Origin of the sequence: Paraflavitalea devenefica, from assembly GCF_011759375.1 — a bacterium.
GTDB lineage: Bacteria > Bacteroidota > Bacteroidia > Chitinophagales > Chitinophagaceae > Paraflavitalea > Paraflavitalea devenefica.
Genome location: NZ_JAARML010000002.1, coordinates 522,801 through 548,536, shown reverse-complemented (window position 1 = coordinate 548,536; position 25,736 = coordinate 522,801). Strand labels below are relative to the sequence as shown.

Below are 25,736 nucleotides of genomic sequence, written 5' to 3'. Positions count from 1 at the left end.
TTATTGTTTTCGCTTTGATAATATCATCAGTACCAGCAGGCCCAGTATAATCCCAATAGCCAGGCCGATGGTGGCTTTCTTAATAATCCTGCCAATGATCAAACCAGCCACAATAGCAACGATCAGGGCTATCTGTCCCTTGGCTCTCGAGGGTGCGCTCATTTAGAATCCTTTCTTTTTATTCAGTGCAATAATATTGGCCAGTAACCGGTAAGCGCCGGGAATACCGGCAGGCAGCTCGCGGAAGAATACCAGCCCGGTATACACAAATTTCCCTTTCCCATAATCAGCTACGATCAGGCTGTTATTCAATGCCGGCTCACCGGGATCGGCCATAGACAGCACTGATTTATAAGCGGTGTCCAACTGGTCGGGGAAATAAATGCCCCGCTCCTGTATCCAGCCATCAAAATCCTTCTCTGTGATCTTATTGGGATAATTCAATACAGGATGCTGCGGCAGCAGGAAACTTACTTTGGCTTTTTCATCCGTAATACGGTTACGCGAAATCGTGAAAGGATAAGGCCCGATCCTGCTCTTTACGGTGCTGATGAAATTATTGGTATTGTATTGAACGATCAGGTTACCACCGTTCTTTACATACTCCATCAATGTTTCATATTTAGACGACAGGAAGTCATGTACATTATAAGCCCGTATACCGGTGATCACGGCATCGAGTTGTTTGAGCACAGCAGCGGTAATATCTTTTTCTTTCAAGACCACCACTTCATAGCCCATTTGCTCCAGTGCAGCAGGCACCTTATCACCCGCGCCTTCAATATACCCGATCCTTTTACCCACTGTTTTCAGGTCTATATTCAGCACCTTCACCGCATCCTGGTAGAAATAATGAATGGGAGGAATATGGTCGTATTGTATGCTGGTAATATTCAGCCAGGCAGGTTGTTCCACCTTCCCGTTCCTCAGTTCTACAAAAGCCTGCACATTATCCTGCTCCAGGCCTTTCAGCATGCCATTATTGATCGTAAAATAATAGGGCTTGCTCAATCCCCGTACTACGGAGAAATTGGTATCAGTAAATATTGAGTTATCATACTTCAGCCTTTTCGAAACTTTGGCAGTATAATGATCAAAAGTTTTATTGGCTGTTACGCGCAGCATAATATCCTGTGCGGCCTTCTCCTGCTTCCGGAAGATCACAATACCCGGCTCTGTAGTCACCGTAGCAGCAGGCACCACCACCAGCGGGCGGTATAGCTCGCCTTTTACAGGATCAGTAAACTTATATTGCACCGGCCTTACGAACGTGAAAGATTGTCCCTCCACAGTTACTTCAAAGCTGGCCTGGTAAGAAGGGATGCTCTCCGGGCGGCCGATAAAAGTCTGTTCATTCACCGTGAAAGCGCCTTCGCTCATCTTATGCTCCAGCCAGTAGGGTTGTGTTACCGGCTTGGTGGAGAATATATAAATGGGCTTTGAGAAGACAACATTCGTATTGGCCGCTAAGGGTTTGTTGAAAGTAGAATCAAATACATCCAGGGTAAAGCGCACCAGTTGTATAGTACCTCCCAGCCGGTTATTGACCACGGCATTTACCCGCATAGAGTCGCCCTGCACTACAAATTCGGTGGTGGCATTTACTTCCATAAACAGGCCGCTGCAGCGTTCTACCAATTGCTGTACTTCCTGCATCTTTTGGGTACGCCAGTAGCCTTCCGGCAGGTTGCTAAGCTCTTTATACAAGCTCACCAGCGCCGGCACAGAACGTTCGGGATGCGCCAGGGAATAATTATTCAGGATATCATCAATCTTGGCCTCAATGGCAGCGCCTTTTTCAATCCGGGACCAGGAAACATTCACATCCTCCATAATATCTGTCTTCGGAGCATCTCCTTCCACGGGTGTAAAGTATTCAAAGGCAACACCCCTTCCTGCCGGCACGCCAAATCCCTGGCTTTTGTGCTGACTCCTGCTCTCGGCGGCTATTTCGCCATAGCCCTTGCCCAGTACGGCATTATAACCGCCTACATCGATCTTCAACTGGTCATTGGAGGTAGTATTATTGCCACCGAAATTGAACGTATTCCACATAATGCGTTTCACCTTCCAGGGCTTTACGCCCAACTTAAATTGTTCGGGAAACGCAGTGGGATCGGCCGCAGCGCGGAATGCTTCATGGGCCAGTACGGCGGAACCGGAATGGTGGCCATGGCCGGCACGGGCATCCTCGGGGAAACGCGTGATCATCACATCCGGCTGAAAGCGGCGGATCACCCATACTATATCCGACAAGATCCTGTCCTTACCCCAGGTAGCCAGGGCTTCGTCGGTACTCTTGCTGAATCCAAAATCAAAGGCGCGGGAAAAGAACTGCTCGGCGCCATCAATACGGCGAGCGGCCAGCAGCTCCTGTGTACGTATCAGTCCCAGGTCAATGCCCTGTTCATCACCGATCAGGTTTTGTCCGCCATCGCCACGGGTCAAGGATAGATAACCGGTACGGTAAAGGCGGTCCTTGGCCAGGTAGGCCAGCAGGCGGGTATTCTCATCGTCGGGATGCGCAGCCACATACAGCACAGAACCCAATACTTTCAGCTTTTTGATCTGCAGGTAAATATCGGCAGCAGAATAAGCCGGCGGTGTTTGCGCCAGCGTCGGAATAACTTGCAGCGATAACAATAAACACAGCACCCATCTTTTCAGGTAAAAAATCCTCATCATGAACTGGTTGGTTTTTACAACGGTCTGCCAAAGTAAGCAAAAGCGGGGCAGTATCCTGCCCCGTTGGTACAATTTTAACGATTATGCATACAGAATATCACTGCCCTACCAGGAAAACAGCATTGCAGAACAAGAGCTTACCATTTTCCCAGAAACTCCGGAACAATGGATTATCGGCCAGGTATACCACGGTACCCCGTCCATAATCCTGCACCCCGAATAAGACGCCATCTTTCAGCTTTTCTTTTAGTCGCGCCCCAACAAAACCTGCCACCTGGTTATCTTTTTTAATAACGCCCACATTCCAACTGCCATCTTTGAAAAACTCGTAGATATTGTCATCCTGCTTGAGGGTGTAATAGAAGCTGTCATATCCGAAAGCCAGCGGATGCGAATTATCCAGCTCTACCTTAAAAATAGAGCCGGGATTAAAGCCCGGTATAAAATCACGCTCCCGGTTCTCATACCGCTTGAGCATGCTATAGTCATCTTTCTTATCATCCTTCTTCTCGTCCTTCTTATCTTCCTTTTGCTTGATGCCCCACTCGCCGCGCGACAACTGGGCCACGGCATTTTCAAGGGCTATCAGCTTACCGCCATTGCTTACCCATTCTTTCAGGTTATCATTCATGGCTTTTTCGCCCAGGAAGCGGTAATTGCCATCGGGCAGTATCAATACATCCGTTTGCTTCAGCACATTTCCATTCACCTCGTCCGACCATACAATATTCACAGGATAGCCAAGCTCCTTATCAAAGAAATGCCAGATCTCTCCCATACCCAGGGACGACACACCGTCACCGGCCACCAGGGTTACCTTGGGCGCATGCAGCATGTGCACTTTACCCGAGCCGAGGTCAAAACCTTTGTCTACAAAACCCGAACTGACAGCGAAAAGGCCAACACCGGTTGAATCAGCAGCGGCAGCTACAATGGCATGTAATGCATTGCCCAGGGCAACATTGCTGGTACGGGCAATGAGTAAAGTACCACGCTCAAATTGACGGCCATTGGCTGTAAAAGGCTCTTCGGCAAAACGCACTTTTACTTTCTTCTTCAGCAACTCACTCAGGAAGCGGGCGCTGTTGATGCCATTCCAGCGCACAGCATAAGCCAGTTTGGCGGCTTCATGCGAAGAAGGACGTACCGCAATATCTTCAACAGTAGTACTTACATACGCATTAAGACCATAGGTAGTAAGGCCATATACAAAAGGCAATGACCAGGCAGTAATATCATACGTGGCAGAGTCTGACAGCCTGGAAGTTCTTTCAAACAATACATCCACCAGGTTGGCATTCGGCTGATTGGCATTGATCACGATATCGCCATACACCGTTTTAAAACCCTCGGTCTTACCGGTAAAATAATTCAGCCCTGAAAAGCCGGCCGCATTAACGTACGACCATTCAATACCATTCCTGTCGAGCAGACGTTTTAAGCGGGTCAGCTTATCGCCGGCATCGGCTTTTACCACATATGCTTTGAACTCCCCGGGAGGGGTGGTACGGGCTTTATCATAATACTTCTTAAACTCCTGCACCAGCCTACCGGCGTTTTGCGATGATACTTCAATAGTAGCCATGCCCGTGGTGAAGTGATGGTACAAGCGGTCCCACAGCGTGAGCGTATCATCATCTTCATTGATCACCGCAGCGCCGCCACGGCTATGGCCGCCCTGCTCATACGTCATACCAATAGCGCCCCGGTAAATGGGATAGGTATCGCCATAGCTGGGATAAAAAAGGTCAAATCGTTCTTTGGTAAAGAACAGCCAGCCATTCTCATCAAAATACCTGGCATTATTCTTACCGATCATTACCTGGAACTCACGCTGCCAGGGAGTGATCACTTCATGAAAAGGCTCGGCGGCAGGGGCAAAATAATAAGGCTCATTATAGCCCTGCTCATGATAATCCACATGGATCTGCGGCAGCCATTGGTTATAAATTGCCAGCCGTTGTTGCGACTCTACCTGTGTTTGCCAGGCCCAGTCGCGGTTAAGGTCAAAATAATAGTGATTGGAACGGCCGCCGGGCCAGGGCTCACTGTGCTCACGGGTAAAAGGCTGTGGATTGGGTGTTACGCCCACCATGCTGTTGAACCAGTTGACATAGCGGTCGCGGCCATCGGGATTGATACAGGGATCAATGATCACCACGGTATTTTTTAACCATTCTTTGGTTTTGGCATTGGCAGGGTTTACCAGTTCATACAAAGTAAGCATGGCTGCTTCAGAAGAAGAGGTTTCATTGCCATGCACATTATAGCTCAGCCATACAATGGCAGGGCCCTTCTCATCAGGGGCCATTTTATCTTTTGTGAAGCCTGCCAGGCGCAGGTTATTCAGCCTGATCTGTTCCAGGCGGGAAAGGTTCTCCGGCAAGGCGACATAAGCCAGCAATAAAGGGCGGCCTTCATTGGTACGGCCATACGCTTCCAGCTTCACCATATTCGAAGCGGTAGCAGCCACCTCCCTGAAATAATTGACCACATTAAAATGGGGCGTATAGCGGGCGCCGATCTTATACCCCAGGAACTGTTCGGGCGATTTTACCTGCGAATAGCCAATCATTGCAACAAATAACAGGAGCCATAAGGCCAGGGACTTCTTCATGATATCTCTATATAAGCCATGAAAATAAGGAAGAAATTCAACTTAGAATACAGAATCCAGAATTCAGAATACAGAAGAAATACAGGGTGGTTGGGAACTAAAAGGCACCCCGTTGCCAGGATGCCTTTCGGATTTCTCATGTGACTGATAATAATAGAAGCGTACTTAACTATTTTTTAGGGATAGCATTTTTAATCGTTTTACCCAGTTCAAATACATCTATGTTGATCCGGGCAAACAGGAAGCGGCCATTAAATCCAAACTGGTTGGCGGTGAACAGGAAACGTCCCCTGTTGGAAGCGTCCCGGGATGCATTGTATCCGCCAGCGGTTTTATTGGCCCCGGAGGTAACCGGTGTAGCATAATACGCCGCCGGATCATTGCGGGGATCAATAAAGATCCTGTCGGGATAAACATCAAACACATTATTGGCGCCCGCGGTGAGGGTGAGGCCGCGGGTCACTTTATACGTCACCACCAGGTCGGTGGTCCATTTGGCATCAAAGGTCTGGTCTGTCCCCAGGCCCACATCATTGAAATACGTCTTATTCACCGGGTGCATGGAGGCAGGGTCTACATTGTGCACATACTCCACCTTTCCAAAACGCACCGTACGCACCAGGAAGTTCCATTTGGGCAGGTCATAGCTGAAAGTAATATTGACCTTGCTCCTGGGCTGCGCCACTTCAATACGGGAACGTTGCTGACGGTCGAACAGTCCGGTACTGAGGTCATTGGCCGGGTTGGCATTGGGGTTGCTCCAGCTTGGGTTCACCTTGGGATCATCAAGCACAGAGTTGGTATTCAAACCGCCTACTACATTGTTCTCATTGAAATTGGCCGCTACGGATAAACTGGCATTGCCCTTGCCCAGCTTAAACCTTTCCGTTACCACCACATCAATACCCTTTGTTTCTGTATTGATGGCATTGGTCCAGAACTGCAGGGCATTCACGGAAGACGGTACATCCTTATCCCTCATAATAGAGTCTACAAGCGCGTTGCTGCGGCTGAACTGGGTAGAAAGCACAATGCGGTCATCGATCTTAATAAAATAAGCGTCTACTGTAAACGTGAGGTGATTACCTACGGAGCCTACCACGCCGGCAGAGAAGCTCAAAGAAGTTTCAGGTTTCAGTTCTTTAATACCAAAAGCATCCCGCACTACGGGGTTGTAGTTATTGGCTGTTAAAGCCTGGGAAGGCAATCCGCCAACAAACTGGGTGGAGGTATTCTGGAAATAGCGCTGATGCAGGGAAGGCGCCCGGAAACCAGTGCTTACAGAACCGCGCAGGGCAAGGTTCTTGTTGATCTCATAACGGCCGGTGAGCTTGCCGCTGAAATTACTGTAATCGGCCTCAAACTCTTTATAGTGTTCAAAGCGGCCAGCTGCTCCCAGTAAAAAACTATTGCGCTGCAATTCAACATCAACATACGCTGCATAAATATCGCGGTGTGCATTGGTAGCATCAGAAGGACGGAAACCGGGGAATACCTGCGCGCCCGGCACGGCAGGGCCGCCGGCTGGTGTATAGATCAGTGAGGAACCGGGATAAGAAGGTACAGGCTCTGGCTGAAACCTTCTGCCATTCACAGAAGTGTCCATCCAGGAATTTAATTCGCCCTCGCGGATCGTATACTTTTCACGGCGGTATTCAGCGCCAAAGGCAAAATTGAGTGAGTTAATGCCCAGGGAGAACTTCCGCGTCAGATCAACATTCACCGTATTCTGCAAAAAGCCCAGCTTACCGGCATAAAACTCGGTTTGCACGTCATCGCTGGCTGGCAGGGAAGCATTGCCGGTGTTCTTAATATCATAGCGGATCGTATTCTGGCCTACGGTATTACTGATGTCCACATCCCACTCCTGGATCGGGAACCGTACGCCGGCTATCAAAGAAGCGTCTCTGATCGTAGTATGTATTTGCGGCAGGAAGCCATCATAATAATAACGCTGGCCGTTTTCCAGTACCGGCTGCTGGCTCCAGGAATTGGGGTTACGGCTAAAGCCGCTGGCAGCGCCGGTGCGGCGGCTCAGGCCGGCCGTAAAATAAGCCTCCACTTTATCAGTAATAGGAATGCCGGCATTCAGGAAAGCGCCCAGGTTATTGGCAGATGAATTACCCGCTACAATATTATGACGGTCATACTTGCGCTGCGCTGCAAATGACTTGTCTTCATCAATCAGCCAGCGGTAATAATCAGTAGGACTAACACCTGGTGGAACAGCAGCACCAGGGGGCAACGATCCTGCATTGCCATAATAGATAAGGGGAATATTGTCCAGTCCGCTGCGGTTGCTGCCATCACGTTTCAACCATTGTCCGCTAAGGTTAACATACGCACCGCTCTTCCAGCCATAACCGCCGCTGAAATCTATCTGCCGCGTAAGTCCGTCAGTAATATCAATGCCACCTGCATAAGGCATCGTGGTAATATTTTGGCCGGCCAATCCGGAGATAGTAAACCCGGTATAATTTTTCTTTAGTACCACGTTAATCACCCCGGCAATTGCATCGGAGCCATATTGTGCGGCAGCGCCATCACGCAACACTTCAATACGTTCAATAGCGGCAGCGGGAATAGCATTCAGGTCGGTGCCTACAGAACCACGCCCTACGGTGCCATTAATATTCACCAGGGCAGTTGTATGCCTGCGTTTTCCATTCACCAATACCAATGTTTGATCGGGGCCCAGGCCGCGCAAGCCTGCCGGATCAATATGGTCGGTACCATCTGAGATCGTTTGACGGGCGCTCTGGAAAGAAGGGGCCACATAAGTCAATAACTGGGAAAGGTCGGTCTGTGCAAACTGTTTTATTTCCCGTGTGCTGATCACATCCACCGGTACCGGGGTAGCCAGCTTACTGCGTGGCTGGCGCGAGCGGGAACCTATTATCACTACACTGCTGAGGTCAACAATCGTTTTCATCGCCGCATTTTGCTCTACGGTACTGCCTGCTGCCACAGTCACCTGGAAACGTTGTGCTTCCTGGCCCACATAACTGATAACAATAGTATAAGTGCCGGCGGCTACCTTCAGGGAATAATTGCCGGCAGCATCAGTCAGCGTACCGCCTGTCTGCCCTTCCAGGGCAACAGATGCGCCGCTGAGCGGATTGCCACTGGCGTCTTTTACATTTCCTTTAATAGTACCGGTAGTTTGAGCGAAGGAACATAGAAAGGTGAGTAATAGTAGCATAAGAACACTCACCCTGCGAAGCGGGTAGTTAAATTTTCTCATAATCTTGTGTCCAGTTTGTTGGTTAATTGCGGCCCTGTGGCCTGGCATTGATATACTGTAAGATAAAATATTTTATTGAATTAGCTTTGGTATTTTTAGTCCCCAACCAAAAGGATTTATATGCAGAAAAGCAACACCTATATATTACTGATAGCAGTATTGTTGTATGCCTGTTCGGGCAGCCGGACAGTAATAGGTCCCACTAAAGTAAACCCTTATCAATACACCATACAGAAGAAGATAACGGGTACTCATGGCGCTGTTGTATCTGCCCATCCGCTGGCCAGTGAAGTGGGCCTGGCCATCCTGAAACAGGGCGGTAATGCTGTGGATGCCGCTATTGCTACGCAACTGGCGCTGGCAGTAGTATATCCCGCCGCCGGCAATATCGGTGGTGGCGGCTTCTTCGTAGCCCACCTGGCCGATGGCAAAAACATCACCTTAGACTACCGGGAAAAAGCGCCGGGTAAAGCGCACCGGGATATGTACCTCGATAAAAACGGCAATGCCATTACCTCCCTTAGCCTCTATGGTCACCTCGCGGCAGGTGTGCCGGGTACGGTAGCCGGTTTATTCGCTGCAGCCCCGCATGGTAAGTTGCCTTTTAAAAAACTGGTACAGCCCGCCATTGACCTGGCCGAAAAAGGATATGCCATTACAGCCGATGAAGCAGCAGACCTCAACCGCGCCCAGGCGGCATTCATCAAATACAATACCGTAACACCTGCCTTCGTAAAAGCCACTCCCTGGAAGGCCGGTGATACCCTGGTGCAAAAAGACCTGGCCAATACGTTAAAGCGCATACGCGATAAAGGACAGGCCGGCTTCTATGAAGGCGAAACAGCCCGGCTCATCGTGGAGGAAATGCAGCGTGGTAATGGCATCATCAGCTATGATGACCTGAAAAGTTATACTGCCAAAGAAAGACAGCCTTCCATCTTTGACTATAAAGGATACACCATCGTCACCATGCCCCTGCCCAGCAGCGGCGGCATTTTATTGCCCCAGATGATGAACATGATTGCCAACAAGCCCCTCAAAAGTTATGGCTTTCAAACAGCACAATCTGTACAGTTAATGACAGAAGTGGAACGCAGGGCCTATGCCGACAGGGCGAAATTCCTGGGCGATGTGGATTTCTTTAAAGTACCTGTCAAAACACTCACCAGTGATGCCTATGCAAAAGAAAGGATGAAAGACTATGATCCTTCCAAAGCAGGCAGCAGTACAGCCGTACAGGCAGGCATCATCCCGGAAAGTGAAGAGACTACCCACCTGAGCGTATACGATAACAGTGGCAATGCAGTAGCGGTGACCACCACCCTCAATGGTGGTTATGGCAGTAAAACAGTGGTAGGCGGCGCCGGGTTCCTGCTGAACAATGAAATGGACGACTTCAGTGTAAAGCCCGGCGTACCCAACATGTACGGGGCAGTAGGGGGTGATGCCAATGCGATTGTGCCCGGCAAACGTATGCTGAGCTCTATGACGCCCACCATCGTATTGAAAAGCGGTAAGCCTTACCTCGTAGTAGGTACCCCCGGCGGTACTACCATTACTACTTCGGTATTCCAAACACTCGTGAACATACTGGAATTTGATATGAATGCCGATGATGCCGTCAACAAACCCAAATTCCATCACCAATGGCTACCCGATTCTCTCCTGGTGGAAAAAGACTTTCCCCTATCCGTTCGCGAACAGTTGCAGCAGATGGGCTATAAGATCAAAGAACGCAGCGCCATCGGCCGCACAGAAGTCATCCGCATCTTACCCGATGGCTCTTTTGAAGCCGTAGGCGATAAACGGGGAGATGATCATGCGGCGGGGTATTGATTAGCCACGAGCTATGAGCTATGAGCTGCGAGCAGGGAGCGAATACAAGAAAGCAAACCGAAGCACCAGGCTCGAAGCCCGCAGCTTTCTTTACCTTTGTACAAACTTCATTAGGATGAGTAACTCGTTGGGAAAAGAATACTTATCAGCCACCCTCAAACGCCTGCGTTATTATAAATCCCTGGGCGAACGCACCTTCGAACAATTGGCCGAAAAAGACTTCCTATACCAGCCCAATACAGTTTCCAACAGCATTGCCATCATCATCCGGCACCTGCACGGGAACATGCTCAGCCGCTGGACCAATTTCCTCACAGAAGACGGAGAAAAAGAATGGCGTAAACGGGATGAAGAATTTGGCGTGACCCCACTTTCCCGGGCACAGCTCATGGACTTGTGGCAAGAGGGCTGGTCCTGTTTCCTCGGCGCCCTCGAATCTCTTACCGAAGAGGACCTGCTGAAGACCATTACCATCCGCCGGGAGCCGCTCATCGTTATAGATGCTATCAACCGCCAGTTGGCCCATTATCCCTATCATGTAGGGCAAATTGTATACCTCGGCCGCCTCCTCAAAGGCGATGCCTGGAAAAACCTCTCCATAGAACCCGGAAAATCAGCGGAGTACAATGCGGGAGAAGGGATCAAGGACCCGGCAAATATCAAACCTTAAAAAACAATTAACTGACTATCAGTCAATTAAGTTAATAAAATGCGAACATAGTACCTTGCCTTGTTGATCATATAATAAAATATATTATTTTTACCCTGCGGTTGAGAGGGCTGCCACGGCGGTTCGTTGATGAAAGTCACTCGGCTGCATTTTTTATTTATGCATCTTCTGTATTTAGATGATTCTGGTTCAGTCAATAATCCTAAGGAAGAATATGTTGTTTTAGGAGGCATCTCAATTTATGAAACGCAAGGCTATTACCTATCTAATGAATTAGATAAAATAGCACAAAGTATAGACCCCAGGAATTATTCCAACATAGAATTTCATGCTTCTGAAATCTTCTCTCGCAGAAATAGCCCTTGGGACAAATTAAGTAAAGAGGAAGCCCAGGGTGTAATAAAAGCTGTACTGAAAGTTCTGGCAAATTCTTCCAATAGTACATATGCTTTTGCCTGTGCAATCCATAAAGGTTCATTTACAGGAAATCATTCGCTGAATTTAGCTTTTGAAGATTTGTGTCAACGATTTGATATTTATTTATCAAAGTTGAATGCAGAAGGAGAACGGCAAAAGGGATTATTAATTTTGGATGAGAGTTCTCATGAAACCACTTTACAAGGATTAGCTAAGAATTTTAGAACAATAGGTACACAATGGGGAAGTATAAGACACTTAGCGGATACTCCGTTTTTTGTTAATTCCAAGGCTTCCAGAATAATCCAACTCGCAGATCACGTAGCATATGCAGTTTTCAGAAGATACAATACCGGTGATGCACAATACTTTGATATTATCGCTCACAAATTTTTCCAGACTGATGGTGTTTTTCACGGACTTGCTCATAAACAAAAACAAAACCATCAGTGCATGTGCCAGGCATGCTTTAGTAGAAGATTAGCTGGTTAATACTGGTGAAGAAGATACAGCCTGCCCGCCTCCAATGGTAATCAACCCTATACCGCATAGCACAAAATCAGGCTAAAAAGCTACCAACCTTGCACTGAATCCCTACAAAACTACCCTGCTACAGAGAGGCGCAGTGCAAGTTTGATACCATCCCCAGGCAGTTAGCAGGCCATTAATGGGCTGATAACCTACAGGATGGCCTGAACCCGCCGCCCAAAAAGCCCGGCCAACACCCTTAAATAATACTAAAACCTGCTGCGGAACCCAACCTTTCCCGACAGAAAAATCGTTAAGGTAAGAATAACGAGTAATCGTTATTTGTCCTTATCCTGTTAAAGCGCCCCTAAAGCTGATCTTTATCAAATGATTTCAATTCATTGGTACTGAATTTGCTCAGCAATAGGGAATACCTAATTTTACACCCGAATACGCAGTTCCTGAGAAAATTTTGGAAAATATCCCGGACCGTGCTGCTGGTACTGATCGCACTGATCTTACTGGCCTGGCTGGCCGTCCAAACTACTCCCGTCCAGAACTGGCTGGTACGCCAGGCCACCAAACGGCTCTCCAGGGACCTCAAGACTACCGTTCAGATCAAACATGTTGATTTTGCCTTATTCAACAAGATGGTGCTGGAAGGTACCCTCGTAAAAGACCTCCAGCAGGATACCCTGCTCTATGCCGGGGCCCTGAAAGTCAACATTACCGACTGGTTTTTCTTTAAAGACAGAATTGAGCTCAAATACATTGGCCTGCAGGATGCCGTCATTCACCTGCAACGGCAGGACCGCATTTGGAACTACCGCTTTCTGGCCGATTACTTCAGCGGCCCCAAAGACACCACCACCAAAAAAGGAAGCATCAACCTCGACCTGAAAAAGGTAGAGTTTGATAATGTGTCCGTCCTGCAACGCGATGGCTGGCGCGGCGAAGACATGCAATTTCAGTTTGGCAAACTGGACATTGATGCCGACAAGCTCGACATGCAGCAAAGGCTGATCCGGATCAACACCCTGCATATTAATCAGCCGGTATTTGCCATCTACAACTATAAAGGCAACCGCCCCGATTCACTGCGCCCCAAATACGTGGAAGAAACTTTTGTCAATGACACCAATCACCTGCGCTGGAACCCCGGCAAGTGGGATATCGCCATTAATGAAGTTATTCTCAATAAGGGGACCTTTAAAAGCGACCGGCAAACAGACGATGCACTCGCCACCCATTTTGATGCCAGCCACATCAACTTCAGCGATATCAATGCCACCTTCAAACAGGTAGCTTTCAAACAGGATTCCATTACGCTCAATATGCACCTCGCTACCCGCGAGCGCAGTGGCCTGATCGTGAAAAAACTGGATGCCCAGGTACGCATGCATCCCGAAGCCATGGAATTCCATAAGCTTGACCTGCAAACGAACCGTAGCCGCCTGCACAACTACTTCGCCATGCACTACGCTACTTTTGATGATATGGGCGACTTTGTTTCGAAGGTCCGGATGGAAGCAGACTTTAATGACGCAGACCTGGACAGTGACGACATTGCCTTCTTTGCACCGGCCATGCGAAACTGGAAAAAGAAGATACGCATCAGCGGAAAGATAAAAGGACCGGTAGAGAACCTTACAGCCCGCAAACTCATCATTGAAGCAGGTAAGAACACCTACCTCAATGGTAATATCAGCATTAAAGGTTTGCCCGATATCAACAACACTTTCATTGACTTTGTAGCCAATGATTTCAGGACTACCTATCCGGATGCCATTACCATCATACCCCAGTTAAAGAATGTACAGCAACCGAGACTGGACAAACTGGAATACCTCCAATTCAAAGGCAACTTCACTGGTTTCATTACCGACTTTGTGACCTATGGTACCATACGCACCAACCTGGGCGCCATTGTCAGTGACCTCAACATGAAATTTCCCGAAAAAGGAGCCCCCTCCTATTCCGGTAAGCTGCGCACCGACAGTTTCCACCTGGGCCCCTTTGTTGACGTGGCACAGATAGGAAAGATCAGTTTCAATGGAGGCGTGTATGGGATTGGTATGAAGGCCAACAGCCTTAATGCCAAATTGGATGGCGTTATCAGGTCGCTGGAGGTAAGAGGCTACAACTATCAGAACATTACGGTCAAAGGAACAGTGGCCAAGCGCTTGTTCAATGGAGAACTCACTTCTGACGATCCCAACCTGCAATTCCAATTGAATGGTCTGGTTGACTTCAGTAAGGAAATACCAGAGTTTAATTTCGACGCCAATATTGCGAAGGCCGACCTTAAAAATATTAAACTCCTGCAGGACAGTGTAGAGGTAACCGGTAAATTCCGTTTTAATTTCAGTGGCGACAATATTGATAACTTCCTCGGTACAGCCCGTGTATATGAAGCATCTGTTTTCAAAAAAGGGAACCGCATATCTTTCGACTCCTTGTATGTAGAGTCTAAGATCATGGGCGCCAATAAAGTCATCACGGTACTCAGCAATGAATTTGATGCGGCCCTGGCAGGCCAGTTCTCCATCCGCGATCTGCCCACCGCCTTCCGCACCTTCCTGCATAAATACTATCCCAGCTATATCAAAGAGGGACGTACCCTGCAGTCGGATGAGAATTTCAGCTTTGTGGTCACCACCAAAAAAGTGGATGAATACCTCGATTTCTTTGATAAAAACCTCAAAGGTTTCAACTACAGCACCGTTACAGGCCGTATCAATACCAAAGAAAACATGCTCGACCTGAATGTGGAAGTGCCGCAGTTCAACTACAAGAACATTGCCTTCTACAATGTGATGCTCAAGGGCACTGGTAACCTGGACAGCCTCACCCTGGAAAACTCTATTGCAGATGTTTACATCAATGACAGCCTGCATTTCCCGGGTTCTACCATCAACATCCGTTCGTCTAATGATGTTTCAGACATCACCATAAAAACCAGCGCCAGCCAAACATTGAACTCCGCCAATATCGCCGCCCGTGTGCAAACCATGCCCAAAGGCGTGCGCATCGTTTTCAATGAATCCACCTTCGACGTGAATGGTAAGAACTGGGTGATTGATAAGAACGGGGAACTGGTATTGAGCGAAGAGCTGGTAACAGCCGACGGGGTGAAGATATACAGCGGCGACCAGGAAGTGCTGGTCACCACCCAGCCATCAGACATTGGCAATACCAACGATATCAAGGTAGAACTGAAGAAGATCAATATTGGCGACTTCGCGCCCTACGTTACCAAAACAACCCGGCTGGAAGGATTACTCAATGCCACCGTAGATGTAATGAACCCATTCGGAAAGATACAGGTAGAAATGAATGGGGAGGCCGATCAGTTCAGGCTGGATAACGACTCACTGGGCAGGATACAACTCAATGCCAACTACAACCAACGCAGCGGCGCGGTGAACTTTGCCGCCGTATCCAACAATAAGGATTACGTTTTTGATATGAAAGGGGTATACAACCTGCTGGACAGTACCAACAGCAAAACCCCGCTGGATATTACCGGCAATTTCCAGGACACTAAGATAGACATCCTCGAAAAATACCTGTCGGGCGTATTCAAAAACATTACCGGCCTGGCTACCGGACAGCTAAGGATCACCGGCCCTACCGACAATTTAAAATACCTCGGCAAGGTGCAGTTGCGCGACGGACAGCTACGGGTAAACTATACCAATGTGCTGTACAAGATACCGGCAGCTACTTTTGATTTCCTGGAAGACCGTATCAACTTTGGCTCCTTTGCTATCAAAGATGAGTTTGGCAATACAGGTACAGTTAGCCGTGGCATTTTAAAGCACCGGGGATTTAATGACCTCGACTTTGACTTTGCCATGAACACCAATAAACTGCTGGTGCTGGCTACCGACGGTACAGGAAAAGATCCCTTCTTTGGTACGGTGTTCGCCAAGGTGAACATGACACTCAAAGACAGGCTGGAGGATATGAAGATGGACATCAGGGGCGAACCGGCCGATAGCTCCAAACTCTACATCCGTTCCGGCAGTTCCAAACAAAGCGGGGAAACAGACTACATCGTATGGAAGGTATATGGCCGTGAAATGCAGCAAGTAGATGCCTTTAAAGAAAGCAACCTGAGCGTAACACTCGATGTGACCGCCAATAACTACATCAACATGTACGTAATCATGGATGAGGCCACCGGCGATATCATCCAGGCCGTTGGCCATGGCAATCTTAAAATGAGGGCCCGTACCGATGGAGAATTCTCCATCATCGGCCGGTACGATATTGATAGGGGTAATTACAATTTCACCTTCCAGTCGCTCCTGCGCAAACCTTTTACCCTGCGCCCCAATGCAGGCAACTATATACAATGGCAGGGCGATCCCTTTGGGGCCACCATAAAGATAGATGCTGAATACGTGGCAGAAAATGTACGCTTCAGCGACCTGGGGCTGGATGCATTTTCCCTGCAGTCGGGCACCGATAACGGTGGCGGCATCAACAACAACGTGCGTAAATACCGGGGAGAGGTAATCGTAGTGGCCAGCCTTAAAAACAAACTGATGCAGCCCGACATCAGTTTCCAGATAGAAATGCCACCGGGTAGTCCACTGAAAAATGATGCAGATGCACTCGCTATCCTGCAACGTATCCAAAGCGACGAGAATGAGTTGAACAAACAGGTAGCCTTCCTCATTGTATTCAACAGCTTTGGTCCCTTGTCTACCTCCAGCAACCAGGGCGCCCTGGCCAACCTCGCCTTTGAAGGAGTGGTCATCAACAGCATTTCCGGTGTGCTCTCCAACACCCTTAGCAAACAGTTCTCCAACATCTTCCAGAAAATATTCAACGACAAGAGCCTTAAGGTCAACTTCAATGCACAGATGTACAGCGGGTCCAACTTCATTGACAATGTAAACAAGAACAGGCTCAATATAGACCGTACGAACCTGAACTTCAATATTGGTAAAAGCTTCCTCGATGAACGGCTGACCTTCACCTTTGGCAGTGCTCTCGACTTTGGCCTCAGCTCCCAACAGGTACAGGCTACGCAGAACCTGCAATTCCTGCCGGATATCACAGCCGAATGGAAAGTAAGGGCCGATGGTAAAGTAGTGCTCACCTTCTTCTACCGCGATTCCTATAACTATATGAGTGGAGTGGGCGCCCGTCAGAACCGCTCAGGCGCCAGTATCAGCTACCGGCACGACTTTGACCGCCTGGGTGACATTTTCCGCAGCGAACGGAAAAGAAAAGAGAAAGCCGAACAAAGGCAACGGGAGAAAGAAGCCAGCAATACTTCCACTTCTGCAACAGACAGCAGCAGCAAACAGGATACGATAGGAAAGAATTAAAAATTATCCCTTCAATATCTCATGTCCTAATTTATCTCTCTTCGTAGTAAGGTACTTTTCATTGTGCGGGTTGGGGCATATCTCAATAGGAACTGCTTCTACCACTTCCAGTCCATAGCCCAGCAGGCCGGCGCGTTTTTTAGGATTGTTACTCATCAGGCGCAGCTTGGTAATATCCAAAGCGCGGAGGATCTGGGCGCCGATACCATAATCCCGCTTATCCATCGGGAAGCCGAGGTGAAGATTGGCTTCTACTGTATCATAACCATTTTCCTGCAGCTTATAGGCTTTCAGCTTATTGACCAGTCCAATGCCCCTGCCCTCCTGGTTCATATACACAATCACTCCTTTACCTTCTTTTTCTACCATCTCCATCGCGGTATGCAACTGGTCGCCGCAATCACAACGCATGGAGCCCAGGATATCGCCGGTAAAGCAGGAAGAGTGTACTCTTACCAGCACAGGCTCATCGTGCTTCCATTCACCTTTTACCAGGGCCAGGTGCTCAATGTCTGTCATCTTTTCCCGGAAAGCGATGAGCTTGAAATGCCCCCACTGGGTGGGCATATCCACCCGCACCACCTCTTCTATCAGGCTATCACGCTTCAGCCGGTACTCGATCAGGTCCTTTATAGAAATAAGCTTCAGGTCAAACTTCTTCGCAATCTCTATCAGTTCGGGCAGGCGGGCCATAGAACCATCTTCATTCATGATCTCTACCAGTACGCCCGCAGGCTCAAATCCGGCCAGTTGGGCCAAGTCAACGGTTGCCTCCGTGTGTCCGGCACGGCGCAATACGCCGCCTTGCTTGGCGCGTAGCGGGAAAATATGGCCGGGACGGCCCAGGTCTTCCGGTTTGGTAGCCGGGTTGATCAATGCCTGGATCGTTTTGGCACGATCGTGGGCCGAAATACCGGTAGTACAACCATGCCCCAGTAAATCAATGGAAACAGTAAAAGCTGTCTCGTGCAGGGCCGTATTATTATTCACCATCAATCCCAGTTGCAGCTCCTCACAACGGCTTTCCGGCAGCGGCGTACAGATAAGGCCGCGGCCATGTTTGCTCATAAAATTGATCACTTCCGGGGTTACATTCCGGGCGGCAGTGATAAAATCCCCTTCATTTTCACGGTCTTCATCGTCTACGACAATGATCATTTTCCCGTTTTTAATATCCTCAATCGCACTTTCTATTGTATCGAGCATGGAGCTAATTTGACGCAAAGTTACTAATTAAAGGCACAAATTTCAAGGTTCAGGTTCTGGAACAAACTCTCCTAAGTGACTGATTTCTAACAATTATATGAGATCGGTATACTGCAATAAACCAGTTCATCACCTTAGCAGGCATTACCCGGGCAGCCGGGAAACCCGGCGATCTGCCACGGGCAACCTATGTAGTATAACGCCATCCGGAGGAAAAAGGTTGCCGCAGCGGGTCTGGCAAAACCGGCTCCCGGAGATTATCCCTGCATGAACATGCAGCACTTTCAGGTCTGCCTTTGCCTCTATTATAGTTTTTGCAAAGCAGATGGAACAGCAGTGATCAGGGTTTTTGGGTAGTGTCGTGTTACGGTTTTCCTGATGCCTCGACGCCTGGTTGCCCCGATGCCTTACGCTTGTGTATAACCTGTGCATTCGGTTTTAACATTTCCTTCTATTTTCTGTTACATTTGTTACATCGGCTAAATTTTAACCTGGACCCCCTTGAAACTCTCCACCGGCAGGTATTGATCAAAAAGGACCTGCACGTTTTTTTGAAGCATTGATCTGTAATTAAGTGTCACCAAGCCTGGTAATCAAAATGGCTGTAACTGATTTTGTATGGAAGAACAGGTCTTTGTTTCCTGCTTTCAGAAATCAAATATGCATATATGAGAAGATCAATGATTGCCTTGTTTTTCTTACTGGCTATCGGATGTAGTATAAACGTAGTGGCGCAGGTTACTACGAGTAATATGACCGGTGTCGTCAAAAATGAAAAAGGCGAAGAACTGGCAGGGGCTACCATTACCCTCAGGCACGAGCCTACCGGTTCTGTATTTACCGTGGTATCGAGGGCTGGTGGCCGTTTCGATGTCAACAACATTCCCCCCGGTGGCCCTTACAATGTAAAAGTTTCTTATGTAGGGTATACTGATTTTACAAGAGGTGATATAAATATTCCGTTAGGTGAAAAGTTTGACCTGCAGGCGACCCTTGCAGGTGCAGGAGTGGAATTACAGGCAGTAACTATCAGTGCAGGCCGCAGAAACACCACCGTAAAGACCGGTGCTTCCACCAACATCAGCAACAGGCTGGTGCAGAACCTGCCCAACGTTTCCCGCAGTCTTACCAACCTTACCCGCCTCACCCCGCAAAGCAATGGCAACAGCTTTGCCGGTATGAACAACCGCTATAACAACATTACCATTGACGGGTCTTTATTCAACAACAACTTCGGCCGTAGCGGTGACGGTATGATCCCCGGTGGTGCTACTTCTGCTATCTCTATTGATGCCGTAGACCAGATCCAGGTAAACATTGCCCCCTATGACGTTCGTCAGTCAGGCTTCGTAGGCGGCGGTATCAATGCCGTAACCCGCAGGGGTACCAACAACTGGTATGGAACAGCTTATGGCTTCTACAAGAGTCAGGATTTTACCGGTGAGAAGGTAAAAGGGGACAAAGTAGACAATGCCGACAGATCAACCAAAATATTTGGCGCCAGCATCGGTGGTCCCATCATCAAAGACAAGCTATTCTTCTTTGTGAACTATGAGCAGGAAAAGAGAACGCAACCCGGCCAAACATTCATAGCCAAAGATAATCCGTCCTCTTCAGGTCCTAATGTTACCGCTGTATTGAAAAGTGACCTGGACAATTTAAGGCAATACCTCATTACCAATTACAAATATGACCCAGGCGGATACCAGGGTTACAATTTTGAAACAGAGAATAAGAAGTTTCTGGGTCGTGTAGACTGGAATATTACCGGCAAACATCGTTTGACCCTGCGTTATACACAGTCTGAAACCGATGATGACGACCAGATCAATGCTTCCAGCACAGCTTCGCCCATCCCCCGTATTGCGGGCAACAGCCGCAGGGGTGGCAGAACCGGTGGCATGGCCTATACCGGTTCCAACTTTAAGAACAACGTGGTAGTAAAATCAGGTGTATTGGAACTCAACTCTAACTTCAGCTCCAAAATAACCAACCAGTTGATTGGTTCTTATACCGATAACCAATTGAAGCGCGTTCCCAACAGCACGGTTGCTTTTGTTGACATTATGCGGGATGTTGACAATGTATACATTTCCTTTGGTACCGATCTTTTCTCTTACCTGAATAATATTAGTGACAAAGCGTTGAACATAGCCGATAATGTGACCATCAATCTTGGACAACATACTGTTACCGGCGGTGTTAGCTACGAGTATATGCAATTTGCCAACTCCTTCACCGGTGGTGCAGGTCCCAGCTACTATCGCTATGCGTCCCTGGCCGACTTCCTGAGCAACAGTGCACCTACTTATTTTTCAGTAGCGTATGATCCTAATAATCGCCTCGGCATCAAAGTGCCTGAAGCAAAATTTGCCCAATTAGGCATCTATGCGCAGGATGTATGGTCACCTTCCGATAAATTCAAACTCACCTATGGCCTGCGGGTGGATCTGCCCTTCTATCCTTATGATCCCCCCCGGAATCCAGCCCTTGAAGCAGTTACCTTCAAAGATGAGAATGGAAACGATGAAAAATTTGATGTAAGCAAATGGCCCAAACAAAGGCCCCTGTTTTCTCCCCGCGTAGGCTTCACCTACGATCCCGAAGGCGATAAATCAATCATTGTGCGTGGTGGTACTGGTCTGTTCACCGGCCGCATTCCCTTCATCTGGCTCGTAAACCAGGTAGGTGACAATGGAGTAATCCGGGCCCAGTTCAATGCCAGTGCTGCACAACTTACCAACATCCGTTACAATCCAGACAGAACAACCTACATTCCTCCGCAGAATGAAATACCTCCGGTGGGAACTACTATTCCGACAGGCCGCCCTTCTTACACTGCAGTAGATAAAGACTTCAAAATGCCACAGGTATGGAGGAGTAACCTGGCTATTGACAGGCGCTTTGCAGGCAACTATGTCTTCACGCTCGAAGCCATTTACACCAAACAAATAAATAACGCCTATTTCCGCAATGCCAATCTCGGCGCTCAAAATGGCACGCTGGGCGGTGCGGCAGACAAAAGGCCTTACTACAATGTGAGGTTAAATGATAACATTGGCCAGATGATCGTATTGGACAATACCGACAAAGGCTACAGCTTTGCGCTGACTGCCCAGGTACAGAAAACCTTCTCCCAGAACTGGGAAGCTGGCCTGGCCTATACCTGGACACTGGCAGAAGAAGTGGCCATTGGCAGTGGTGACCAAAGCGCCAGCGGTTTCAATACCAATAACATCATCTTCAATCCCAACAAGCCCGATCAGGGTCCTTCCAACTATGCTGTGCCGCACCGCATAGTGGCTAACCTGTCTAAGCGCTTCAACTACTGGGGTGGTAAAATGGCGACTACCATCGGTATGTTCTACAGCGCACAGCCACAGGAAAGGTACACTTACCGCTATGGATCTGATATCAATGGCGACGGACAGGCCAATGACGTCCTGTATATACCGAAAGATCCTTCTGAGATCACTTTCGTAGAAGGATTTAAAGTCACTTCAGGAGGTGTTACCAAAACCTGGTCTGCCAACCAACAACGTGATGCATTCTTTGCATTTATTGAAAATGATAATTACCTGCGTAAACACAAAGGCCAGTACATGGAAAAATACGGCGCACTGCTTCCCTGGTCACATAGCCTTGATATCAGGGTATTGCAGGACTTCAGCTTACGTACAGGTACTAAAAAACATACCCTGCAATTCAGCGTGGATATTATCAATGCACTCAACCTGATCAACTCTGAATGGGGGTACCGTTACCAGTATACCTTTGGCACTTTCCAGGATATGGGTATTCTTGGTGTGCCTTCCGCCTCTAATAATACAGGCGGAGAGGTCTTCAACAGGAATGCACCTAAATTCACTTTTAACCCGGAAAATCCAAAAGCCGGTTTCCAGCCCAACTACTCTACCACCAGTACCTGGGGTATACAGTTGGGACTGCGGTACATCTTTAATAATTGATTGTACAATACACACTTATTGATACAATGGTGGGTCACCTGTAAAGGAGGCCCGCCATTTTTTATTGATCAGGATTATTTTTTGGTGTACATGCAGCATTTGATGTGTATCAATTGCCTGTTCAATCGCGCCTGCAGTGCAGGTTTGCCAGTACATAAAATGAGAGAATGCTCATGGTGTTTGGGTAGTATGCAGTTCTGAACAGACTGTGTAAAACTACTATCCCTGTTAACACGCATTGCAATTTTTTCGGTTATTTTTGCCGCACAACTGCTACACCTTACCCTGAGAATGCTGCTACGGTTTCTTGCTACCATGGAATACAAAGGCTTCTTAGCCTGGATACATTGATCTGTATTTGTATTGTTTTCGGTCAATTTAATTATTTGATAATACAAAGCTGCTGGTACGGCAGCAGGGATCATTGTTTCTTTGCCGCCAGAAATTAAACATGCATATATGAGAAGATCACTCACTCTGTTCTTTTTGGTCCTTATAGGACCCCTCGCCCTATGGGCCCAAACCAATACCCCTGTAACCGGCCGGCTGGTAGATGCCGACACTAAAGAAACCATTCCAGGAGCTTCACTTACGGTTACTGCAGGTAGTAAGAAATTACAACTCCTTTCGGCTGTTGATGGCCGCTTCACTTTTGTGATCACAGAAAAAGCTACGCTCGAGATCAGCTCTGTTGGCTACTTAAGCAAAACCGTAGAAGTAGAACCCGGCGCCAGCCTCGGAGATATCAGCGTTGCCAACAGCCAGGTAGCGATGAAAGAAGTGATCGTAACCGGCAACATCGCTATTGACCGGAAAACGCCGATCGCTGTTTCCACCATTCGTGCAGGAGCCATCGAAGAAAGGATTGGCAATAAAGAGTTCCCTGAAATTTTAAGGACCATGCCTGGCACTTACATCACCAAATCAGGTGGTGGCTTCGGTGATTCCAGGATCAACGTAAGAGGGTTTGCCCAAACCAACACGGCGGTAATGATCAACGGTGTTCCGGTGAATGATATGGAAAGTGGTGCAGTGTACTGGAGCAACTGGGCCGGTCTGGCCGACATTGCCAGCAGCGTACAGGTACAACGCGGTTTGGGTGCTTCCAAGCTGTCAATCGCTGCTGTAGGCGGTAACATCAACATCGTTACCAAAGCTACCGAAATGGAAAAAGGCGGCCAGGCTTCTGCCACCATCGGCAACGACGGCTATATGAAATATACCGTTGGCTACAATACCGGTAAAGGTAAGAACGGATTGGCCTTATCCTTATTGGGTTCTTATACACAAGGCAATGGCTATGTAGACGGCACCAAATTCAAAGGCTGGAACTACTTCCTTACTTTAGGTTGGGAGATCAACGATAAACATACCATCACCTTGACCGCTACCGGCGCCCCCCAATGGCACCACCAGAGAAGCGCTGCTATCTCTTACGCTACCTTGTTTGGTAACCCCAATGATGCCACTACTGTTGTACGTGGCGCCAAATACAATGACTCCTGGGGCTATTACAAGGGTAAAGAATTTAGCTGGAGCAAAAACTTCTACCACAAGCCGGTAGCCAACCTGAACTATTATTGGAAAATAAACAACAGGACCGATTTCAGCGCTGTATTGTATGCTTCTCTCGGCAGAGGAGGTGGTACCGGCCCAATTGGTTCTATTCCCAACTCAGGAGGCACTCCAACCACATATAGCGGTTTCACGACACCTGACGATGCCAATGGCTTGGTACGTTTTGATGACATCGAAAAATGGAATTCCGGTGTTACTCCGTCTCCTGCTATCGGCTCACTGCCCAGCAATCCCCAATGGACATTGGCGGGCCCTTACCAGGGTAAATATGTGGCAGACTTAAACGGTAATGGTATCATCCGCCGTGCATCCATGAACGAACACAACTGGTATGGTAGCATCCTGAATCTTACCCATGACATTAATTCTGCTATTTCTGTAAATGGTGGTCTTGACTTAAGATACTACAAAGGCTTGCACTACCGCAGGGTTGAAGATGGATTGGGTGTTGCAGCCTATTATGAAACCAAAGACCTGAACAATCCTGGCAAATACGTTGCGGCCGATGACCAGGATGGAACTATTGATTACAACAACGATGGTATTGTAAAACAAGTGGGCGGTTACGTATCGGCAGAATACAATAAAAACAAATGGAGCTTATTTGCAGCAGGTTCATTGTCCAATACCAACTACCAGCGGATTGACCACTTCCTGTACAACAAGAAGACCAACCCCATCTGGGAGTCAGCCAAAAAAGACTTCACCGGTTTCGTTGTTAAGGGTGGCGCCAACTACCGTCTCACAGATAAGCATAACGTATTTGCCAACGTGGGCTATTTTGAAAGGGCTCCTTTCTTCAATACGGTATGGCCTAATAACAACAACGTAGATGTAAACAAAAACATAACCAACGAAAAGATCTTCAGTGTTGAAGCTGGTTATGGTTTCAGGTCTAAACTGGTTAGTGCTAATGTTAACGTGTACAGAACAGAATGGAAGGATAAAAACTTTAACCAAACATTCACTGACCCCTCCTCAGGTCAGCAATTCCGTTCCAACATTGCTGGTCTCATTGCCTTGCACCAGGGCATTGAGTTTGAAACAACCATACGTCCCATCAACAAACTGGAGATCCAGGGTATGTTATCGCTGGGCGACTGGAAATGGAAAAACAATGTATCAACAGTTGTAACGAACGATAACAGTGTTCCGATTGATACCGTTTATATTTATACCAAAGGATTGAAGGTAGGTGATGCCGCTCAAACAACGCTTAACCTGAGCGCCGGCTATGAGATCATTAAAGGTTTAAAGATCAGGGCATCTTACTATTTTGCTGATAACCTGTATGCCAACTTTACACCGGAAAACAGGTCAAATGCAGCTCAGGAAGGCGTACAGGCTTGGAAACTTCCTTCGTACGGCTTGTTGGATGGTATGTTGTCTTATACAATTAAATTCAACGGAACTAAAGTAACCTTCCGCCTGAATGTAGATAACATCCTGGACGAAGAATACATTGCAGAATCTACAACTGACAATAAATACAATCCTAATCCCGGTACAACCGGTTATGATGCCAAAGATTTCATCATTGGTAATAATGGCTCCGGAAAGAAAAATACTGTATATCCCGGCTTCGGAAGAACCTGGACACTGGGTGCTAAAGTGAATTTCTAAAGATTGATGATTTCGCATAATAAAGAAGCCCCGGAAATTCCGGGGCTTTTTTTATGCTTTCCCGGCCTACACACTGTAC

General features: G+C 47.9%; 11 protein-coding genes. 6 read left to right on the top strand and 5 right to left on the bottom strand.

From position 1 onward, the window contains the following. From HB364_RS11830 to HB364_RS11815, 4 genes are all read right to left on the bottom strand, one after another. Positions 1-162, bottom strand: coding sequence for a hypothetical protein (locus HB364_RS11830; protein ID WP_167288185.1), 162 nt, complete (start codon positions 160-162; stop codon positions 1-3). Next, a complete protein-coding gene (locus HB364_RS11825; protein WP_246228474.1) occupies positions 163-2,685 on the bottom strand; it encodes a PIG-L family deacetylase in 2,523 nt (840 codons plus the stop codon). 97 nt (positions 2,686-2,782) lie between these two features. Next, the gene (locus HB364_RS11820; protein WP_167288184.1) at positions 2,783-5,302 is read right to left on the bottom strand and encodes a M14 family metallopeptidase; all 2,520 of its coding nucleotides are present in this window, start codon (positions 5,300-5,302) and stop codon (positions 2,783-2,785) included. 169 nt (positions 5,303-5,471) lie between these two features. Continuing rightward, the gene (locus HB364_RS11815) at positions 5,472-8,546 is read right to left on the bottom strand and encodes a TonB-dependent receptor (RefSeq protein ID WP_167288183.1); all 3,075 of its coding nucleotides are present in this window, start codon (positions 8,544-8,546) and stop codon (positions 5,472-5,474) included. 120 nt (positions 8,547-8,666) lie between these two features. Here HB364_RS11815 and ggt point away from each other — a divergent pair, with 120 nt between their 5' ends. From ggt to HB364_RS11795, 4 genes are all read left to right on the top strand, one after another. Next, on the top strand, positions 8,667-10,382 hold the full coding sequence (gene ggt, locus HB364_RS11810; RefSeq protein ID WP_167288182.1) for a gamma-glutamyltransferase: 1,716 nt from the start codon (positions 8,667-8,669) through the stop codon (positions 10,380-10,382). Between the two features lie 115 nt (positions 10,383-10,497). After that, a complete protein-coding gene (locus tag HB364_RS11805; RefSeq protein WP_167288181.1) occupies positions 10,498-11,052 on the top strand; it encodes a DUF1572 family protein in 555 nt (184 codons plus the stop codon). Between the two features lie 159 nt (positions 11,053-11,211). Further along, complete coding sequence (locus HB364_RS11800; RefSeq protein WP_167288180.1) at positions 11,212-11,961, top strand: DUF3800 domain-containing protein; 750 nt, start codon at positions 11,212-11,214, stop codon at positions 11,959-11,961. 467 nt (positions 11,962-12,428) lie between these two features. Further along, a complete protein-coding gene (locus HB364_RS11795; protein ID WP_167288179.1) occupies positions 12,429-17,282 on the top strand; it encodes a translocation/assembly module TamB domain-containing protein in 4,854 nt (1,617 codons plus the stop codon). Positions 17,283-17,285: 3 nt separating this feature from the next. Here the strand turns inward: HB364_RS11795 and HB364_RS11790 are convergent, their stop codons facing one another. Beyond that, on the bottom strand, positions 17,286-18,488 hold the full coding sequence (locus HB364_RS11790) for a bifunctional 3,4-dihydroxy-2-butanone-4-phosphate synthase/GTP cyclohydrolase II (protein WP_167288178.1): 1,203 nt from the start codon (positions 18,486-18,488) through the stop codon (positions 17,286-17,288). Positions 18,489-19,156: 668 nt separating this feature from the next. On the opposite strand from HB364_RS11790, the gene HB364_RS11785 reads away from it, so the two are divergent. After that, a complete protein-coding gene (locus tag HB364_RS11785) occupies positions 19,157-22,456 on the top strand; it encodes a TonB-dependent receptor (RefSeq protein WP_167288177.1) in 3,300 nt (1,099 codons plus the stop codon). Positions 22,457-22,915: 459 nt separating this feature from the next. Further along, entirely contained in the window at positions 22,916-25,657 is a 2,742-nt protein-coding gene (locus HB364_RS11780) for a TonB-dependent receptor (RefSeq protein WP_167288176.1), read from the top strand. The last annotated feature ends 79 nt before the right edge of the window (positions 25,658-25,736 follow it).

Excerpts from the sequence above, each read along its gene's own strand:
- HB364_RS11780 (WP_167288176.1), top strand. The coding sequence starts at position 22,916 with ATGAGAAGATCACTCACTCTGTTCTTTTTGGTCCTTATAGGACCCCTC.
- ggt (WP_167288182.1), top strand. The coding sequence starts at position 8,667 with ATGCAGAAAAGCAACACCTATATATTACTGATAGCAGTATTGTTGTAT.
- HB364_RS11785 (WP_167288177.1), top strand. The coding sequence starts at position 19,157 with ATGAGAAGATCAATGATTGCCTTGTTTTTCTTACTGGCTATCGGATGT.
- HB364_RS11805 (WP_167288181.1), top strand. The coding sequence starts at position 10,498 with ATGAGTAACTCGTTGGGAAAAGAATACTTATCAGCCACCCTCAAACGC.
- HB364_RS11830 (WP_167288185.1), bottom strand. The coding sequence starts at position 162 with ATGAGCGCACCCTCGAGAGCCAAGGGACAGATAGCCCTGATCGTTGCT.
- HB364_RS11815 (WP_167288183.1), bottom strand. The coding sequence starts at position 8,546 with ATGAGAAAATTTAACTACCCGCTTCGCAGGGTGAGTGTTCTTATGCTA.
- HB364_RS11820 (WP_167288184.1), bottom strand. The coding sequence starts at position 5,302 with ATGAAGAAGTCCCTGGCCTTATGGCTCCTGTTATTTGTTGCAATGATT.
- HB364_RS11825 (WP_246228474.1), bottom strand. The coding sequence starts at position 2,685 with ATGATGAGGATTTTTTACCTGAAAAGATGGGTGCTGTGTTTATTGTTA.
- HB364_RS11800 (WP_167288180.1), top strand. The coding sequence starts at position 11,212 with ATGCATCTTCTGTATTTAGATGATTCTGGTTCAGTCAATAATCCTAAG.
- HB364_RS11790 (WP_167288178.1), bottom strand. The coding sequence starts at position 18,488 with ATGCTCGATACAATAGAAAGTGCGATTGAGGATATTAAAAACGGGAAA.